Raw genomic sequence first — 14,142 nt, forward strand, 5'->3', positions numbered from 1 at the left:
CGGATTGCCCCGGCCCTGCGGCCTGCCCGGGCCCGGGCCGACCTGTACGGGCCAGCGCGGCGGGTAGCCCATCGATGTGCCACACCACTCGTACGAGAGGAGAACGTGATGTTCAAGCACGTCGACTACCTGCAGTTCCAGGCCAAGCCGGAGAAGCCGGACGCGGTTCTGGCCGCGAAGATGCAGGAACTCGTCGGTGGCCAGTTCGGTGAGATGACCGTGATGATGCAGTACCTGTGGCAGGGCTGGTCGTGCCGCGTGCCCGGCAAGTACAAGGACATGATCATGGACATCGCGACCGAGGAGATCGGTCACGTCGAGATGCTCACCACCATGCTGGCCCGGCTGCTGGAAGGCGCGCCGAACGAGGCGCAGGAGAAGGCCGCGGCGGCCAACCCGATGCTCGGCGCGGTGATGGGCGGGATGAACTTCCAGCACGCCATCGTCACCGGCGGTGGCGCCCTGCCCCGGGACGCCGCGGGTGTGCCGTGGAACGCCGGCTACATCGTCGCCAGCGGCAACCTGCTGTCGGACTTCCGCTCCAACGTGGCGGCCGAGGCGCAGAGCCGGCTGATGACCAGCCGGGTCTACAACATGACCGACGACCGCGGGGTCAAGGACATGCTCCAGTTCAACCTGGCCCGCGACACCTACCACCAGCAGCAGTGGCTGCTCGGCATCGAACAGCTGATCCAGGACGGGTTCACCGAGAACGGCATCGAGGACTCGAACGCCGAGTTCGAGCACCCGGAGGCCAACCACACGTTCTACAGCTTCGACCCGGCGAGCCGGGCCGGTGAGGGCCGCTGGGCGCAGGGCCCGACCCTCAACGGCAAGGACGAGATCGTGTACGTGCCGGACGCGCAGCCGCTGACCGACGACAAGCCACTCGGCCCGGCTCCGGACCCGAAGCTGTTCGTCACGTACGACGGCCAGATGGGCAAGGGCAAGCCCGGAACCGCGGCCGGCGCCACCGGTCAGGGCGTCGCCAACGTCGTCAACAAGATCAAGGGCGCCCTGGAGTAGGTGCCGGGAACGTGCGAGAGGGCGGGCGCCATCGAGGTGCCCGCCCTCTCGTGTGCTCAGGAGCCGTCGTCGGCGGTCTTGCCGGACGGACCGTACGGCGACGCCTGCCCCGCGGGTGTCGGCTTCCCGGCGCCCTTGTCGTGCCCGCCGTGCGGCGGCTGCGTCGGATCGGTGTCCTCGGTGCGCTGCTTGCTGGTCGGCGACTCGCCGCTGCGCCGCAGTTCAGGCTGCTGGGGATTCGTCATCGCCCTCTCCTTCATGTGTGGGGCAGCGCGGATACCCCGTCCCGATCCGAGTATGTGCGCCGCCGAGGGCTGCATATCCTGTTGCCCCAGCCGTACTCCGAAAGGTCTTGCCGTGATCGAGATCGGTGGGCATCGCCCGCATGTCGCAGCCACCGCCTGGATCGCGCCCGGCGCGGTGGTGGCGGGACGGGTCACGCTCGGCGCGGACGCCGGCGTCTGGTACCAGGCGGTGGTCCGCGCCGACCTGGACACCATCGCCGTCGGCGCCGGCAGCAACCTGCAGGACGGCGTGGTCGTGCACGCCGACCCCGGCTTCCCGGTCAGCGTCGGCGCGAACGTCAGCGTCGGCCACCGGGCCGTTCTGCACGGCTGCACCATCGAGGACGAGGTGCTGATCGGGATGGGCGCCATCGTGATGAACGGCGCCCGCATCGGCTCCGGCACGATCGTCGGCGCGGGCGCGCTGATCCCGGAGGGCGCGGTGATCCCCGCCGGCTCCCTGGTGCTCGGCATGCCCGGCAAGGTCCGCCGCGACACCACCGCCGACGAGCGCGCCTCGATCCTCGCCAACGCCACCCACTACATCACCCTGGCGAGGCATCACCGCTGACGTGCAAGGCGGCCGGCAGGCGGCCGCCGTGCAGCACGTCCATGCCGGACACGGCCCGGGTGAGCACCACGTAGAGCCGATGGAGCCCGCGTGGCTCGGCCGTCACGATCTCCATCGGCTCGACCACCACCACATGGTCGAACTCGAGCCCCTTGGCGAGGGTGGCGGGCACGATCGTCACCCGATGATCCGCCGGGTCGCCGTCCGGCATGCCGCTCGCGATACCCGCCGACCGCAACACCGTGGCGACGGCGGCGACCCGGCCGGCGGCCGCGATCACGGCGACGGACCCCTCCCGGGCCAGGGCGGCCCGCACGCATGCGGTGAGGGCGGCGTCCAGGTCCGATGCCTGATGTACGCCGAGAGCACCGTCGCCGCGCACCGACCGGGTCACCGGAACCGCGACGTCCAGGGCGGGCATCAGCCGGTTCGCGAAGTCGAGCACCGCCGCGGGAACCCGGAAGCCGCTGGTCAGCGTGGTCCCGGCGGCGTCAGGGGCGCCGAGGTGCGCCAGTTGACGTGGCCAGTCGCCGGCGGCCCAGGGAGTGGTGCCCTGGGCCAGATCGCCGAGCACGGTGAGGGAGCCGTGCCGGCTCCGGCGGGCGAGGGCCCGGCACTGCATCGGCGACAGGTCCTGTGCCTCGTCCACGACGATGTGCCCGAACCCGGCCGGGTGCCGGATCAGCCCGGCGATCTCGTCCAGCAGCACCAGGTCGGCCGCTGACCAGGCGGCACTGCGCCGGGTGGAAGGAGGCGCCGGGAAGGTAGCGTGCGGTGGGTGACCCATGCCGAGATCGAGATGACGGCGGAGTTGGTCCGGGATCTGGTGCGGGAGCAGCATCCGGATCTTGCCGGGCGGGTGGTCCGGCTCGGGGCGCGAGGATGGGACAACCAGCTGTGGCGGCTCGGGGACGACCTGGCGGTGCGGCTGCCGTGGGCGACGCGGGACGCTGACGAACTGCTGCGCAACGAGTACGCCTGGGTGCCCGGGCTCGCGGCGGGGCTGCCGCTGCCGGTTCCGGTTCCGCAGCGGCTCGGGGAGCCGTCGGCACGGTTTCCCCGGCCGTGGCTGATCACCACCTGGGTACCCGGTGAACCCGCCGACCGCAGCCCGGTCACCCGCGGAGCGGATGCGGCCGTCAAACTGGCGGCATTCCTGACGGCGCTGCACCGGCCCGCGCCCTGCGGCGCGCCCGCCGGACGGCACCGAGGGGGGCCGCTGGCCGAGCGGGCCGGCCAGTTCGCGGCGGGGCTCACCGCCGCCACCGAACGCGGGCTGATCGACGACCCCGATGCGGTCTGGGCGGTCTGGGCGGACGCGGTCGCGGCGCCGTCGTGGGCGGGACCGGCGGTGTGGCTGCACGCCGACCTCCATCCGGCCAACGTCCTGACCAGCGACGGGACGCTCTGCGGCGTGATCGACTTCGGGGATGTCTGTGCGGGCGACCCGGCGTACGACCTCTCCGCGGCCTGGCTCCTGCTCCCGGACGCCGTCGACGACTTCCTCGCCGCCTACCGCCCGGTGCTGGACGACGCTGCGGTTGACCGTCCGGTCTCGGGTGAGGCTGTGGTTGACCGTCCGGTCTCGGGTGAGGCTGTGGTTGACCGTTCGGCCTCGGGTGAGGCTGCGGTTCACCGCCCGGTCGTCGATGAGGCCCTCGTGCGGCGGGCCCGGGGCTGGGCGATGGCCCGGGCTCTCAGCGGCATGCTGATCGGGGACGACGGTGTGCGCGGCCGGCCCGGCGGGAAACCGAGTTGGGGCCCGCCCGGGCAGGCCGCGCTACACCGGCTTACCCGAGGGTCCACTCCACGGTGACGGTGACCGACACCGACTGCCGACCCGGCTCGATCGGTACGGTCGCCGAGTCGGCGGCCGCCATGCCGCTGTAGTAGTGCTGCTTGTAGACCGGCGTCTCGTCGCCGTCCGTCGCCTCGCTCACCCGCACGACCCGGCCGAGCGGCCGGCCCGCCTCCCGGGCGTAGAGCTCCGCTTTGGCGCGGGCCTCCGCGAACGCCTTCTTCCGCGCCTCGGTGAGCAGGGCGGTGTCGTCCTCGATCGCAAACGCCACCCCGTTCAGCCGGGCCGCGTCGCCACCGGCCGCGACGGCCGCCGAGATGACCGCGCCGACCCGGGCCAGGTCCCGGGATTTCGCGGTGAGACCCTGATTCACCGTGTACCCGGTGATCTTCTGGTCGTCGTCGCGGGTGGCGTTGATGTCGACGTTCGACGTCTGCAGGTCGGCTTTGGCCAGCCCGGCGCCGACGAGCGCGTCCCGCATCCGGGTGGCCGCCGTGTTGGCGCGGTCGAGGGCTTCGCCGACGGTGGGCGCGCTGGTCTCCACCCCGAAGGTCGCGGTGACCGTGTCGGGCGTCCCGGACACCTCACCTTCGCCGCTGACCACGATGCTCTCCCACGGTTTCTCCGCGGGGGCGGGAGCGGAGGTGGGGGCCGGGGCGGCGACGGCCGGCCGGCCGGTGAGCAGAGCTGACGACGGCACGGCGAGTGCCGCGAGGGCGACGAGTGCGGGCACTGTTCTCTTCATGTCACTACCTTCAGCGCTACAACCCGACTCATCCGGTATTTCGGTACATGTTGACCGTCTGAGCGGCCGGGCTGTTATCGCTCCGTTACCCAGATCGCCGAACTCGCCGCCCCGGGGGCGCATCCCACCTGATGACGCGATGCCGCCGGGGGATAGGAAAGACGCATGCGCATGATCAGGATCTCCGCGGTTCTCCTGGGTACCGCCCTGGCGGCGGCCGCCTGCGCCGGCGGCCCACAGCACGTGGACGGTTTCGCGCAGCCGGCCGGCGCGGCGACCAGCCCGCCCGCCTCGGCCACCGCAACGCCCGCCCCGGCCACCTCGGCGTCCGCGAGCACTCCGGCCACCCCGACCGCCCCGGCCACCTCGGCCGCCACCAGCACGTCACCGACCGGGGCGGCGTCCAGCGAACCGGCCGCCTCCACGAGACCCGTCACACCTCTGCTCGGGCCGAACGGGCTGGGCGAGCTCCAGCTCGGCATGAGCCGCGCGGAGGCCGAGGCCACCGGGCTGATCACCGGTTACCGGGTGGAGGACTTCACCGGCGACTGCGGCGTCTCGAAGATCCGCGGCACCGATGCCACCGTGTACTTCACCCCGGGGCTCGGCCTGTCCAGCATCGCCGCGTACGGCAGTGTCCGCACCCCGCGGGGCATCCGGCTGGGCAGCACGGTCGCCGCGGTGCGGAAAGCGTATCCGGACTGGGACTTCGCCGTCGGTGACGAGAAGAACGGCTGGGGCTGGGCCAATCACTACCGGATCGACGTGAAGGACGGCAAGGTCTCCTATCTGGCCCTCGCCGCCGAGGGCCAGAGGTGCATCGAGTGAGCCGGCGGCCGGAGGGTCATCCGTTGAAGCGGTGGCCAGAGGGGCATGGGATGAGCCGGCAGCTACTGCCACAACAATGATCGATGAATCCCGATACCGGGACCACCCGACGATGGCCGGCTTCGCCCCGGGCCGCTACTGGTGCCCGGCGGGCAAGATCGATGGTGCCCGGCGCGATGGCCGGTAGGAAATGGAGAGGAGTCACGTGAGCGACGAGATCTGGATCTCCCGAAAGCAGTACACGCAGGACGCGGCGGGAGCCGTGCAGGCTCTTCCGGTGCCGTTGGCGCGGGAGATCGCCGAGAAGCGGGAGGACCTGGCGCAGGAGCAGGGGAGTACGACGTCGGTCGTGATGCCTACCGTGCGCGGGTTGATTATCGCCTCGGTGCTGGAGGAATGCGCGGCCCGGATCCGCTTGGCGGGGGGCAGCGGCAACGAGGAGGTCGCCGCGCTGTGCGACGACCTCGTGCACGACCTGCTGCAGCGTAGCGGGATGGTGAGCTGACCGCGGAATCCGAGCCGGTGCTCGTCCTGGCGACCGGCTGGTCAGAGCGGGGCGGGCACACGTTCCACCGGCGGTTGTCGGTGTCGATGGCCGAGGTGGTGGACTTGCCGCTCTGACCGGTGGCCCGCGAGTGTTGGCTGATCGGCTACCAGGCGTGGCCCCGGCTTTGGCCGTGGCCACGCCAACCTGCCTGAGCGACCGAACCGAACGGCCGGTCAGGCGAGCAGGCGCAGCGCCGCGGCCGCGCCGGTCTCCTCCCGTTCCTGCTCGGCGACGCCCTGAAGATCGCCCTCGCGGCCGGCCTGCTCTCCGCCGCCTGGCACCTGACCCGCCGCTGACGCGTTCACCCCCGGCTGGTCGTCACTGCTGTCTCGCCGCGGCCGAGACAGCAGTGCGGGCCGGCCGGAACGTACCCTCAGTCGTTGTGTTCCTGCCGGCAGGGGACGCAGAACCGGGCGTGCGGCAGCACCTCCAGGCGTTCCGCCGGGATCGCCGAGGCGCAGCGTTCGCACCGGGAGGAAGTGGCCAGCCGATACGGCGGAGGGGGTACGGGCCGCGGCCCGCACCCCCTCCGCCCGTGGTCGATCAGGTGTAGCTGTAACCGAGGGCGGTGATGTCCCGGACCGCCGACGGGGTACGCCCGGCCGCGAACGGCCGCATCGTCTCGGTGTTGTCGATGACGCCGCCCGTGAACCCGGTGCGCGGCTGGTACGTGTCGATGCCGCGGCTCTGCTGCCACAGCCACCACAGCCGGTCGATGTTGCAGTGGTGCAGCCAGAACACCGGGTCGTTGGGGGCCTCGCGGGTGCCCATGTGGCCGCCGACGTAGTTGTGCACCCGGTTGTGCAGCTCGATCTCGTTGCGGTTGCGGTAGCTGTTGGACACCGTCGAGTTCCACGGTGACTGGTCGTAGACGGAGTAGCTCTGCACGTTGTTCACCGTCGTCGCGGTGGGCCGCGAGGCGTTCTGCCCGAGCCGCCGCTGCAGGAAGCTGGTGGCGATGCTGCTGCGGTACACCGACCAGCCCCAGTTCGGGCTGAAGTTGCCGCTGGACACGCTGCCGTTGGTGATCGCGCCGCAGAAGTCGGCGGTGAACGGCGACACCGAGCCGGTCCAGTCCCAGTACGGCAGGAACAGGTTCGGGTTGCCGCTGACCGTCTGCAGGTCGAACTCCAGCAGCCGCAGATATTCGCGATGCCACGGGAAGAACGACGGCGACTGGTGGGCGTGACTGATGTTGTCGGAGGTACGCGCGAAGAAGGTGATGTGCTGGTCGATGTACCAGTTGTAGTTGCGCCCGTTGACGGATGTGGTCTTGAGCTGGCGCATGGCGTTGGCGAACGCGGTCTTCTCCGCGCTCGTCATGGTGGCGATGCTTCTGCGTACGGCCATGGGAGGTGAATCGCCTTTCGAGATCGGGTCAGTGCACGTGCGCCTGGGCGGCCTCGTCGCTGAGTTCGAGGTCACCGAGAATGTCGACGATCTTCCTCACCAGCTTCTTGAGGCCGTCGATGCTGAGCTCGATCTCCACCGGGTCGTAGTGGTTGACGGCGCTGATCAGACCGATTCCGACGTACGGCTTCCGCCCGTCCTCGGGGACGAAGAGGGTCGGGATCGCGGTGAGCGCGAGCGCTTTTCCATTGATCAGGAGCTCGTTTTTCCCGCCGAGCAGATAACGGCCGCGGATCCGTTTTCCCTTGTAGATCTCGTCGAAGTCGCGCGGATCGATCTTCTGTTGGCCGGCCGTGGCCTCGGGAGCGCCGGCCGCGGGCTCGGGAGCCGCCAGTGCCTGCGCCCCGACCAGTGCGGATGCGGCGATGGCAGTCCCGGCAGCGCTGTAACGAAGTACGTCACGGCGTTTGATGTCAGTCATGGGAACCCCGTCATTTCGGACGTTTCGCCACATGGAAGCAGACCGGAGCCCGTAATCGAAATCATGTACACCGCCGGGGTTAATGCTCGGCGTGGCGCGCGTGTCACGCTTTCTGAAATGGCCCCGGATCGAATACGGTCCGGTTTCCTCCGATCGCAGCGGCACGTATTGGGTGATGATTTCGATGCAACGTCAAAAATGGTTCCCGAAGCGAACGGCCACCATCGTGGTCGCGGCCGTCGCGGCGCTGGCAGCCGCCGGCACCGCCCTGGCCGGCGAGCCCGAGACGCCCGGTGACGCCGGTCACGGCAAGAAGCCCGGCTTCTACGAGACCTACCACGGTCACCAGATCATGGGCTGGGGCAGCGGCGACGCGGCCTGCGCCTACATCGACGGCAAGCGGCTCGTGGTCTACCCGGCGCCGGACGGCAACTACACCAGCGCGGTGCAGGGCTTCAAGCCGGAACGCAGCCTGAAGGCCATCACCAAGGCGTCGGTCAAGCAGCTCGGCGACATGAAGCTGGCCGCCACCGCCGAGCCCAACCCGAAGTGCCCGGAGTTCGAGACGCCTGCCTGAGGCGTCACACCGTCACACCCTCACACCCGGAAACGGGAGACCAGGGTGCTCAGGTCGGTCGACATCCGGGCCAGCTCGCTGATCGCCGCCTGCGTCTCGGTGACACCCAGGCTGGTGTTCTGTGCGGCCTGCGCGACACCGGTGATGCTCCGCGAGATGTCACCGGTGCCGACGGCGGCCTCCGAGACGCTACGGTTCATCTCCGCGGTGGTGGCGGTCTGCTCCTCCACCGCGGAGGCGATCGTGGTCTGGAAGTCGCTGATCCGGGCGATCACCTCGGAGATCCGGCCGATCGCGTCGACCGCGCCGCCGGTGTCGGCCTGGATCGCCTCGACCCGGCGGGAGATGTCCTCGGTGGCCCGGGCCGTCTCCTGGGCCAGGTCCTTGACCTCGGAGGCGACCACGGCGAAGCCCTTGCCGGCGTCCCCGGCCCGGGCCGCCTCGATGGTGGCGTTCAGCGCGAGCAGGTTGGTCTGCTCGGCGAGCTGTTGTAGATCAGCTGGGCTCTCGCGCTGCTGTCGCTGAGCGCGGTCAAGCCGGTGACGCCGACGACCAGGGCCACCAGGGCGGCCACCGCGACAGCCCCGAGGATCTTGATCCGTACGCTGAGATCGGCGAGCGACGGTCGCCTTCGCACCTCCGAGATCACGCCCCCAACGTAGGCCGTTCCCGGATGTCGTACGGCAGGTTCCGCCGTATCGTCGGCCGGAACCGGCCGGTCCTCGACCGGGCGGCTTCCCGACGGCCAGCGGAGCCCCGTACAGCAGCCGCCGTCGGCCAGGACCAGGACGGGAGCCTGTTCGGACCGCCCGGTCTCGGTGCCGGTGGCCGCGTCCAGGGCCACGGTTCCGGCGCCGCGCACCCACAGACGGCCGCCACCGGCGAGCAGGAGTCCCTCCTCCGGCGCGCTGTCCGCGGGCAGCTCGACCTTCCCGTCCTTGTCGCCGTGCGTTCCGTGCAGCGCCACGCCGGGCTGCAGCAGGTGGTGGCCGATCGGGCGGGGCTTTCGGAACGAGCGGACCCTATATAGAGTACGAGTATGCCCCGGATGACCCTTCAGGTACGGCTGGTGCTGGACCTTCTGCTGACCGAGCCCGGCACGGAACGGTTCGGCCTCGAGATCGTCGACGGCACCGGCCTGCCACCCGGCACCATCTATCCGATCCTGGCCCGCCTCGAGCACAGTGGCTGGCTCACCAGCCGCTGGGAGGACGTCGACCCGCACGAGGCCGGCCGCCCCCGCCGCCGTTACTACCTGCTGACCGCGACCGGCGTGACCGAGGCGCGCGCTGCCGCGGTCCGTGGCCGGCCGATCCCCGCCCCGGCCCCCCGGGCGCTGCCCGGAGGTGCGTACTGATGAGGTTCCTGACCACCGTGCTCGCCGTGGCCTCGCTGATCCTGCCGCCGCCGCACCGGGCCCGCTGGCGGGAGGAGTCGGCCGGCCTGCTGATCGAGGTGCGCGGCGTGCGCCGCTGGTGGTTCGCCCTGGACATCGTGCTGAAGGCGCCGGTTCTGGCCTGGTGTCACCGGGTCGCCGAGCCGCCGTTGCCGCAGCCGGGCCGGGTGGTGGCCGCCCTGACCGGCGCCGGTCTTCTCGTCATGCCGCTGCTGGGCGGCTCCGCGATCCTGTTCGCGTCGGCGCTGGGCGAGGGGGCCGCCGAGTTCCTCTTCCTGGTCTCGCCGTTCGGCATGTTCGGGTTCGTCGCCGTCCACACGTTCCGCCGTGCCCGGCGGCACGGGGGCGGCCTGCCGCGGTACACGGGCGCCGCGCTGCTGTCGATCTTCGCCGGCACCGGCCCGGTCGCGTCCGGCGCGCTCTCGGTGGCCGTCGGCGTCCCGCTGATCGCGATCGCCGGCGCGGTGGTCCCCGGCGTGTGGTTGGTCGTGGCGAGCGCGGTCAGCCTGGCCCGGCGTGACTGCCCCCGGTCGCTGGCGCTGCTCGGGGTGGCCGGCGGGCTGGGACTGACCGGTGTCCTGGCCGGGGTGCAACTGGTGTCGCACGTCCCCGCCGCCGCCCCGGTGGCGTCGGCGGGGACCATGCTGTCCGTGCTGCTGCTGATCCCCTGCTATCTGATCTGGTCGGCGTGGACGGGGGTGCGCCTGCTCCGGGGCCGGACCGGGCAACTCGCCTGACCGCGGCCGGCGGAGCGGGCGGTCGTCAGTTGACGAAGACCGGCGCGGCGGCCGAGTCCACGACCGGGGTGTACTTCGCGGTGAAGTAGCCGTTGGGGACGCACGCGGCCGGGCCGGTGCTCTTGTCGAACTGCTGGTCGGTGAAGCTGATCGAGTTGTCGGTGTTGTCGGCGACGCCGGTGATGGTGGTGCCGTTGGCGACGAAGACGCAGGTCACCGACCCGAGCAGGGACCGCAGGACCAGGGTCGCTTTGATCGGGGCGGTGTCGGTGCCGGTCACCGTGACCGTTCCGTCGCTGGCGACCGTGGTGGCGTACGGCTGATTGTTGATCGTCACGCTGTTGACGCCGATCACCCCGGGGACGCCGGTGACCGTGCAGGCGGACAGGCCGAGGGTGGCGCTGAGCGAGGCGGCGCCGGGCGCGACCGGGTTGTCGACGACGGCGGCGCTGAGGCTGGAGGCGTCGCACTTCATGCCGTTGGCGCCGCCCGGCGCGGTGGCGAAGACCGCCTGGCTGCCGGTGGTGATGCCGGCCGCGATGGTGTCACCGGCCGGAACCGCGGTGCCGGCCGGGCTGCCGCTGGTCAGCACGGTGTCGTCGTCGGCGAGAGCCGGGCCGGCCATGAGCAGGGGTACGAGAGCGCCGGTCAGGGCGGCGGCGATGCGCTTGCTGTGCATGGGGGTGCACTCCTTTTCCTACGAGGCTTTCCTGCCAGGAGAGTTCTTCTCAGGAGGCGGCGAGCGCCTGGGTGAGGTCGTCGAGGCTGGGCGACACCGCGAAGGCGGTGTCGTTGGCGGCGAACACCACCGCGTTGCGGCCGGCCGCGGAGGGCAGGCCGAAGGCGAGGTTGATGAGCGGGTCCAGGCTGCCGGGGATCAGGCCGCAACCATGGGCTTTCGGTACGGCGTACGCGTTGTCGACGAGCGTCGCGCCGCTGAACCCTGCCCCGAGGGTCTGGAAGCCGTTCGGGTCGGGGACGACGTTCAGCGTTCCGGGGTCACCGGTGGCCGGCTGGTTCGGCGGCGGCGGGCTGGTGGTGCCGGTGGTCGGCTGGAACCGGATCGGGCTGGTGTCCGAGCCGATGTAGCAGCGCGGCCCGAACAGCGCGTTCCGCAGCCGCAGCTTGACCGGCAGGATGAAGACCGGCGCGTTCGATCCGGTGGCGAGCGGCAGGAACTCGGTGATCGGCCCGGCCGGCTCCACCTGGGCGAACACGCTCGTCACCCCGGGGATGACGTTCGCGATGCCGGGGAGGGTGACCTGGAGCGGCTTGGCGACGAGCGTCTTCCCGCCGGCGGCCGGGACCGTCGAGTACACGTTGGCGACCGAGCCGTCCGGGAACTCCCGAACCGGCGCGCTCGCCGGCCAGTAGACGCCGAACTGGACGGTGATGGGATCCTTGAACTGCACCGTGGTGGATCCGATCGTGATGCTGCCGCCCTCGGTGACCGAGTGGACGCATCCGACCTGCAGGTTCGCCGGGTCCTTCATGGCGGCGGCGGTGAGCGGGCACTGGTCCAGGCCGGTGTAGGCGCCGCCCGGGGCGGCCTGTGCGGGGACCGCGGTGCCGGCCAGCACCGTGGTGATCATGGCGAGCGCGGAGACGAGGCGTGACGGGCGCATGGGCGCCACCATCCTTTGTGGTGAGGACGAGGTGGCCCGGCCGTTTCCGCAGCGTTCCGGGATGGTGCCGAAGCGGCGATACTGAGGGTTGTGCATGGGGAGCCGCCTCCCCGGTATGAGAAACCCCGGCGGTATGTCATGTCAAGACATTGAAGGATGACGATGACTAAACAGGTGATGAGCCCGCTTCCGGGTGCCCGGGCCGGTCGCGATCCGGCCCGCGCGATCAAGCGCGGCCCGCGGTCGATGACCCCCGAGGCGGTGGCCGCCACCCAGCGCGAGCGGCTCTACGACGCGCTCGTGCACACGGTCGCCGAGAAGGGGTACGTCAACGCGCGGGTCAGCGACATCTGCACCGCGGCCGGGGTGACCCGGCCGGCCTTCTACGCGCTGTTCGGCGGCAAGGAGGAGGCGTTCCTGGACACCTACCGGCACGGCACGGCGGTGGTGCTGCGGATGATGGACGACGCGTACGCGCAGGCCGCCGACTGGCGCGCCGGGACCCGGGCCGCGCTGAAGGTGCTGCTCGAGGTGCTGGCCAGCGTGCCGGCCTTCGCCACCATGGCGATCGTCGAGATCGACGCGGCCGGCCCGGCTGCGCGCCGGGAGCGCACCGAGCTGCTGACCCGGTTCGCCCGGTTCTTCACCGACGCGCCGCCGGTGCCCGACGGCCTGATCGAGACCCTGGTCGGTGGGGTCTACGCGACCATCTACGGGCACGTCTCGACCGGCCGGGTCGCGGCGCTGCCTGAGCTGTTGCCGATGCTCGGCTATTTCACGATGGCGCCGTTCGTGGGCCGGGACGCGGCCGCCGCCGAGCTGGCCGCGCCGACCGGTGGTGAGCGGGTGGTGGCCCCGTGCGCGCCGTCAGATACCGGCGAGGTTTTTCACTGACTGGAATGCGGGCGGCAAGCCTTGACGGCTTTCATTACCGCGGCGTAACTTCCCGGAAATCCATTGAGGTACGCCGATGGCGATCGATGCCGGGCGGTATCCGCAGTGCCGCCCTCGGCGACGATCGTCCCGCCGCCAGACACGTCAGGAGAGTGCATGTCCTCCACATACGGCCGGACCCGCTGGCGCCGGTTCACCGCGGTCCTGCTCGGCGGCCTCGCGGCCACCGCCGGCCTGGTCCTGCTCACCGGTCAGGGAGTGCTCGCCGCCTCCTTCTCCATCTCCGGCATGCCGTTCGCGGTCACCTCGCCCAAACTGCACGGCTACGGCTTCGCGCAGTACGCCGAGATGGACAACATGGTCGAGGGCAGCCCCAACGAGGGCGACACCGGCGGCCAGGTCCTCGTGATCGTCTCCGCCATCCGCGACGCCGAACTCGACGGGCTGTGCCAGAGCATCGCCCTCGGCGGCATCAACCTGAAGATCACCGCCGGCAGCGCGCAGAACAAGGTCACCGCCGACACCCTCGTCGTCGACTCCGACGTGATCACCGCGAACGCCACCTTCAAGGCCATCGACATCGGCCAGGACGCCAGCACCCTGAACCGGGTGCCCGGCAAGAGCGGCGCGATCGGCGTGTTCGGTCAGCAGGCCGAGGAAGTGACCCTCACCAACCTGCGGCAGAACAACTACGCCACCACCGCCGCCACGTTCTACCTGCCGAACCTGCGGATGGCGTTCACCGAGGACGGCTGCTGACGATGTTCTTCGACGGCGTACTGGAAGAGGCTCCCGAACCTCAGCCGGCCCGCACCGCCGCACCCCCGCAGGGTCACCGCGCCCGGCGGGGGTGGCGCGAGTGGCGCCGCAGCCGCCCGTTCTGGGCCGGCCTGTTCGTGCTGCTCGGCGGCGCGGAGATCCTGCTGACGGTGTGGGCGCCGCTCGGTGTGGTGCTGCACGTCGGAATGCAGGGCTTCATCGGGTACCTGGTCCCGGTCGTGATCATCATCTGCGCCCTGCTGCTCTGGTTCAACCCGGCACAGCGGCTGTTCTACTCGCTGATCGTGATTCTGTGCGCCCTCGCCTCCTGGCTCACGTCCAACATGGGCGGCTTCATCATCGGCCTGCTCCTCACCCTGACCGGTGGCGCCCTGGCCTTCGCCTGGACCGAGAACCCCGATCCTGAGCCGCCCGCCACCGGCGATCCCGCCACCGGCGATCCCGCCACCGGCGATCCCGCCACCGGCGATCCCGCCACCGGCGATCCCGCCACCGGCGATCCC

At 70.9% G+C, this 14,142-nt stretch carries 19 protein-coding genes and 2 pseudogenes; 11 read left to right on the forward strand and 10 right to left on the reverse strand.

What is annotated here, in order from left to right:
- Positions 1-108 precede the first annotated feature (108 nt).
- Positions 109-1,026, forward strand: coding sequence for a manganese catalase (locus Aut01nite_RS33345; protein ID WP_043527608.1), 918 nt, complete (start codon positions 109-111; stop codon positions 1,024-1,026).
- 56 nt (positions 1,027-1,082) lie between these two features.
- On the opposite strand, the gene Aut01nite_RS33350 is transcribed toward Aut01nite_RS33345, so the two are convergent.
- Positions 1,083-1,271, reverse strand: coding sequence for a hypothetical protein (locus tag Aut01nite_RS33350; protein WP_043527606.1), 189 nt, complete (start codon positions 1,269-1,271; stop codon positions 1,083-1,085).
- Positions 1,272-1,383: 112 nt separating this feature from the next.
- Between Aut01nite_RS33350 and Aut01nite_RS33355 the strand changes: the two genes are divergently transcribed.
- Positions 1,384-1,881: a gamma carbonic anhydrase family protein gene (locus Aut01nite_RS33355; protein WP_043527604.1), complete on the forward strand. Its 498-nt coding sequence runs from the start codon at positions 1,384-1,386 to the stop codon at positions 1,879-1,881.
- On the opposite strand, the pseudogene Aut01nite_RS33360 reads toward Aut01nite_RS33355, so the two are convergent.
- Positions 1,856-2,635, reverse strand: a pseudogene (locus Aut01nite_RS33360) (helicase domain-containing protein); the annotation flags it as partial. The gene Aut01nite_RS33355 and the pseudogene Aut01nite_RS33360 sit on opposite strands and share 26 nt — an antisense overlap.
- A gap of 24 nt (positions 2,636-2,659) precedes the next feature.
- On the opposite strand from Aut01nite_RS33360, the gene Aut01nite_RS33365 reads away from it, so the two are divergent.
- A complete protein-coding gene (locus Aut01nite_RS33365) occupies positions 2,660-3,697 on the forward strand; it encodes an aminoglycoside phosphotransferase family protein (protein ID WP_043527602.1) in 1,038 nt (345 codons plus the stop codon).
- On the opposite strand, the gene Aut01nite_RS33375 is transcribed toward Aut01nite_RS33365, so the two are convergent.
- Positions 3,672-4,424 carry an SIMPL domain-containing protein gene (locus Aut01nite_RS33375; RefSeq protein ID WP_083999326.1) on the reverse strand — a complete coding sequence of 251 codons (753 nt, stop codon included), beginning with the start codon at positions 4,422-4,424 and terminating at the stop codon, positions 3,672-3,674. The genes Aut01nite_RS33365 and Aut01nite_RS33375 overlap by 26 nt on opposite strands.
- 165 nt (positions 4,425-4,589) lie before the next feature.
- Between Aut01nite_RS33375 and Aut01nite_RS33380 the strand changes: the two genes are divergently transcribed.
- Positions 4,590-5,252, forward strand: coding sequence for a hypothetical protein (locus Aut01nite_RS33380; RefSeq protein ID WP_043527600.1), 663 nt, complete (start codon positions 4,590-4,592; stop codon positions 5,250-5,252).
- Between the two features lie 205 nt (positions 5,253-5,457).
- Complete coding sequence (locus Aut01nite_RS33385) at positions 5,458-5,757, forward strand: hypothetical protein (protein WP_152628844.1); 300 nt, start codon at positions 5,458-5,460, stop codon at positions 5,755-5,757.
- A 415-nt stretch (positions 5,758-6,172) separates the two neighbouring features.
- Here Aut01nite_RS33385 and Aut01nite_RS33390 read toward each other — a convergent pair whose 3' ends face one another.
- From Aut01nite_RS33390 to Aut01nite_RS33400, 3 genes are read right to left on the reverse strand one after another with little or no spacing between them, the layout of a single operon-like run.
- Positions 6,173-6,346 (reverse strand): TraR/DksA C4-type zinc finger protein, encoded by a 174-nt coding sequence (locus Aut01nite_RS33390; RefSeq protein ID WP_083999353.1) that lies wholly within the window; start codon positions 6,344-6,346, stop codon positions 6,173-6,175.
- The gene (locus Aut01nite_RS33395) at positions 6,343-7,149 is read right to left on the reverse strand and encodes a tyrosinase family protein (protein ID WP_043527596.1); all 807 of its coding nucleotides are present in this window, start codon (positions 7,147-7,149) and stop codon (positions 6,343-6,345) included. Before Aut01nite_RS33395 ends, Aut01nite_RS33390 begins: the two co-directional genes overlap by 4 nt.
- Before the next feature lie 28 nt (positions 7,150-7,177).
- Positions 7,178-7,795, reverse strand: a complete 618-nt coding sequence (locus tag Aut01nite_RS33400) for a tyrosinase family oxidase copper chaperone (RefSeq protein WP_161790677.1) — start codon at positions 7,793-7,795, stop codon at positions 7,178-7,180.
- Between the two features lie 19 nt (positions 7,796-7,814).
- Between Aut01nite_RS33400 and Aut01nite_RS33405 the strand changes: the two genes are divergently transcribed.
- Positions 7,815-8,207 carry a tyrosinase family oxidase copper chaperone gene (locus tag Aut01nite_RS33405; protein WP_161790676.1) on the forward strand — a complete coding sequence of 131 codons (393 nt, stop codon included), beginning with the start codon at positions 7,815-7,817 and terminating at the stop codon, positions 8,205-8,207.
- 20 nt (positions 8,208-8,227) lie between these two features.
- On the opposite strand, the pseudogene Aut01nite_RS44465 reads toward Aut01nite_RS33405, so the two are convergent.
- Positions 8,228-8,695: pseudogene (locus Aut01nite_RS44465) on the reverse strand (methyl-accepting chemotaxis protein); the annotation flags it as partial.
- The gene (locus Aut01nite_RS33415) at positions 8,662-9,174 is read right to left on the reverse strand and encodes a hypothetical protein (protein WP_043527590.1); all 513 of its coding nucleotides are present in this window, start codon (positions 9,172-9,174) and stop codon (positions 8,662-8,664) included. The pseudogene Aut01nite_RS44465 and the gene Aut01nite_RS33415, both read right to left, overlap by 34 nt.
- A gap of 81 nt (positions 9,175-9,255) precedes the next feature.
- Between Aut01nite_RS33415 and Aut01nite_RS33420 the strand changes: the two genes are divergently transcribed.
- Entirely contained in the window at positions 9,256-9,564 is a 309-nt protein-coding gene (locus Aut01nite_RS33420; RefSeq protein WP_083999322.1) for a PadR family transcriptional regulator, read from the forward strand.
- Complete coding sequence (locus tag Aut01nite_RS33425; RefSeq protein WP_043527586.1) at positions 9,564-10,340, forward strand: hypothetical protein; 777 nt, start codon at positions 9,564-9,566, stop codon at positions 10,338-10,340. The genes Aut01nite_RS33420 and Aut01nite_RS33425 overlap by 1 nt, the downstream gene beginning before the upstream one ends.
- 25 nt (positions 10,341-10,365) lie before the next feature.
- On the opposite strand, the gene Aut01nite_RS33430 is transcribed toward Aut01nite_RS33425, so the two are convergent.
- Together Aut01nite_RS33430 and Aut01nite_RS33435 are read right to left on the reverse strand one after the other, a co-directional pair.
- Positions 10,366-11,019, reverse strand: a complete 654-nt coding sequence (locus Aut01nite_RS33430; protein WP_043527584.1) for a hypothetical protein — start codon at positions 11,017-11,019, stop codon at positions 10,366-10,368.
- Positions 11,020-11,068: 49 nt separating this feature from the next.
- Positions 11,069-11,965, reverse strand: a complete 897-nt coding sequence (locus tag Aut01nite_RS33435; RefSeq protein WP_043527582.1) for a hypothetical protein — start codon at positions 11,963-11,965, stop codon at positions 11,069-11,071.
- A 162-nt stretch (positions 11,966-12,127) separates the two neighbouring features.
- Here Aut01nite_RS33435 and Aut01nite_RS33440 point away from each other — a divergent pair, with 162 nt between their 5' ends.
- The 3 genes from Aut01nite_RS33440 to Aut01nite_RS33450 all read left to right on the forward strand — a co-directional run.
- Positions 12,128-12,859, forward strand: a complete 732-nt coding sequence (locus Aut01nite_RS33440; RefSeq protein WP_043527691.1) for a TetR/AcrR family transcriptional regulator — start codon at positions 12,128-12,130, stop codon at positions 12,857-12,859.
- A gap of 156 nt (positions 12,860-13,015) precedes the next feature.
- Positions 13,016-13,618, forward strand: coding sequence for a DUF6230 family protein (locus Aut01nite_RS33445; protein WP_043527581.1), 603 nt, complete (start codon positions 13,016-13,018; stop codon positions 13,616-13,618).
- Positions 13,619-13,620: 2 nt separating this feature from the next.
- On the forward strand, positions 13,621-14,142 hold a 522-nt coding region (locus tag Aut01nite_RS33450; protein WP_239124624.1), incomplete at its 3' end, for a DUF6114 domain-containing protein.

The organism is Actinoplanes utahensis (assembly GCF_016862455.1).
Taxonomy (GTDB): domain Bacteria; phylum Actinomycetota; class Actinomycetes; order Mycobacteriales; family Micromonosporaceae; genus Actinoplanes; species Actinoplanes utahensis.

Excerpts from the sequence above, each read along its gene's own strand:
- Aut01nite_RS33345 (WP_043527608.1), top strand. The coding sequence starts at position 109 with ATGTTCAAGCACGTCGACTACCTGCAGTTCCAGGCCAAGCCGGAGAAG.
- Aut01nite_RS33405 (WP_161790676.1), top strand. The coding sequence starts at position 7,815 with ATGCAACGTCAAAAATGGTTCCCGAAGCGAACGGCCACCATCGTGGTC.
- Aut01nite_RS33375 (WP_083999326.1), bottom strand. The coding sequence starts at position 4,424 with ATGAAGAGAACAGTGCCCGCACTCGTCGCCCTCGCGGCACTCGCCGTG.
- Aut01nite_RS33420 (WP_083999322.1), top strand. The coding sequence starts at position 9,256 with ATGACCCTTCAGGTACGGCTGGTGCTGGACCTTCTGCTGACCGAGCCC.
- Aut01nite_RS33445 (WP_043527581.1), top strand. The coding sequence starts at position 13,016 with ATGTCCTCCACATACGGCCGGACCCGCTGGCGCCGGTTCACCGCGGTC.
- Aut01nite_RS33395 (WP_043527596.1), bottom strand. The coding sequence starts at position 7,149 with ATGGCCGTACGCAGAAGCATCGCCACCATGACGAGCGCGGAGAAGACC.
- Aut01nite_RS33350 (WP_043527606.1), bottom strand. The coding sequence starts at position 1,271 with ATGACGAATCCCCAGCAGCCTGAACTGCGGCGCAGCGGCGAGTCGCCG.
- Aut01nite_RS33440 (WP_043527691.1), top strand. The coding sequence starts at position 12,128 with ATGACTAAACAGGTGATGAGCCCGCTTCCGGGTGCCCGGGCCGGTCGC.
- Aut01nite_RS33425 (WP_043527586.1), top strand. The coding sequence starts at position 9,564 with ATGAGGTTCCTGACCACCGTGCTCGCCGTGGCCTCGCTGATCCTGCCG.
- Aut01nite_RS33380 (WP_043527600.1), top strand. The coding sequence starts at position 4,590 with ATGCGCATGATCAGGATCTCCGCGGTTCTCCTGGGTACCGCCCTGGCG.
- Aut01nite_RS33430 (WP_043527584.1), bottom strand. The coding sequence starts at position 11,019 with ATGCACAGCAAGCGCATCGCCGCCGCCCTGACCGGCGCTCTCGTACCC.
- Aut01nite_RS33435 (WP_043527582.1), bottom strand. The coding sequence starts at position 11,965 with ATGCGCCCGTCACGCCTCGTCTCCGCGCTCGCCATGATCACCACGGTG.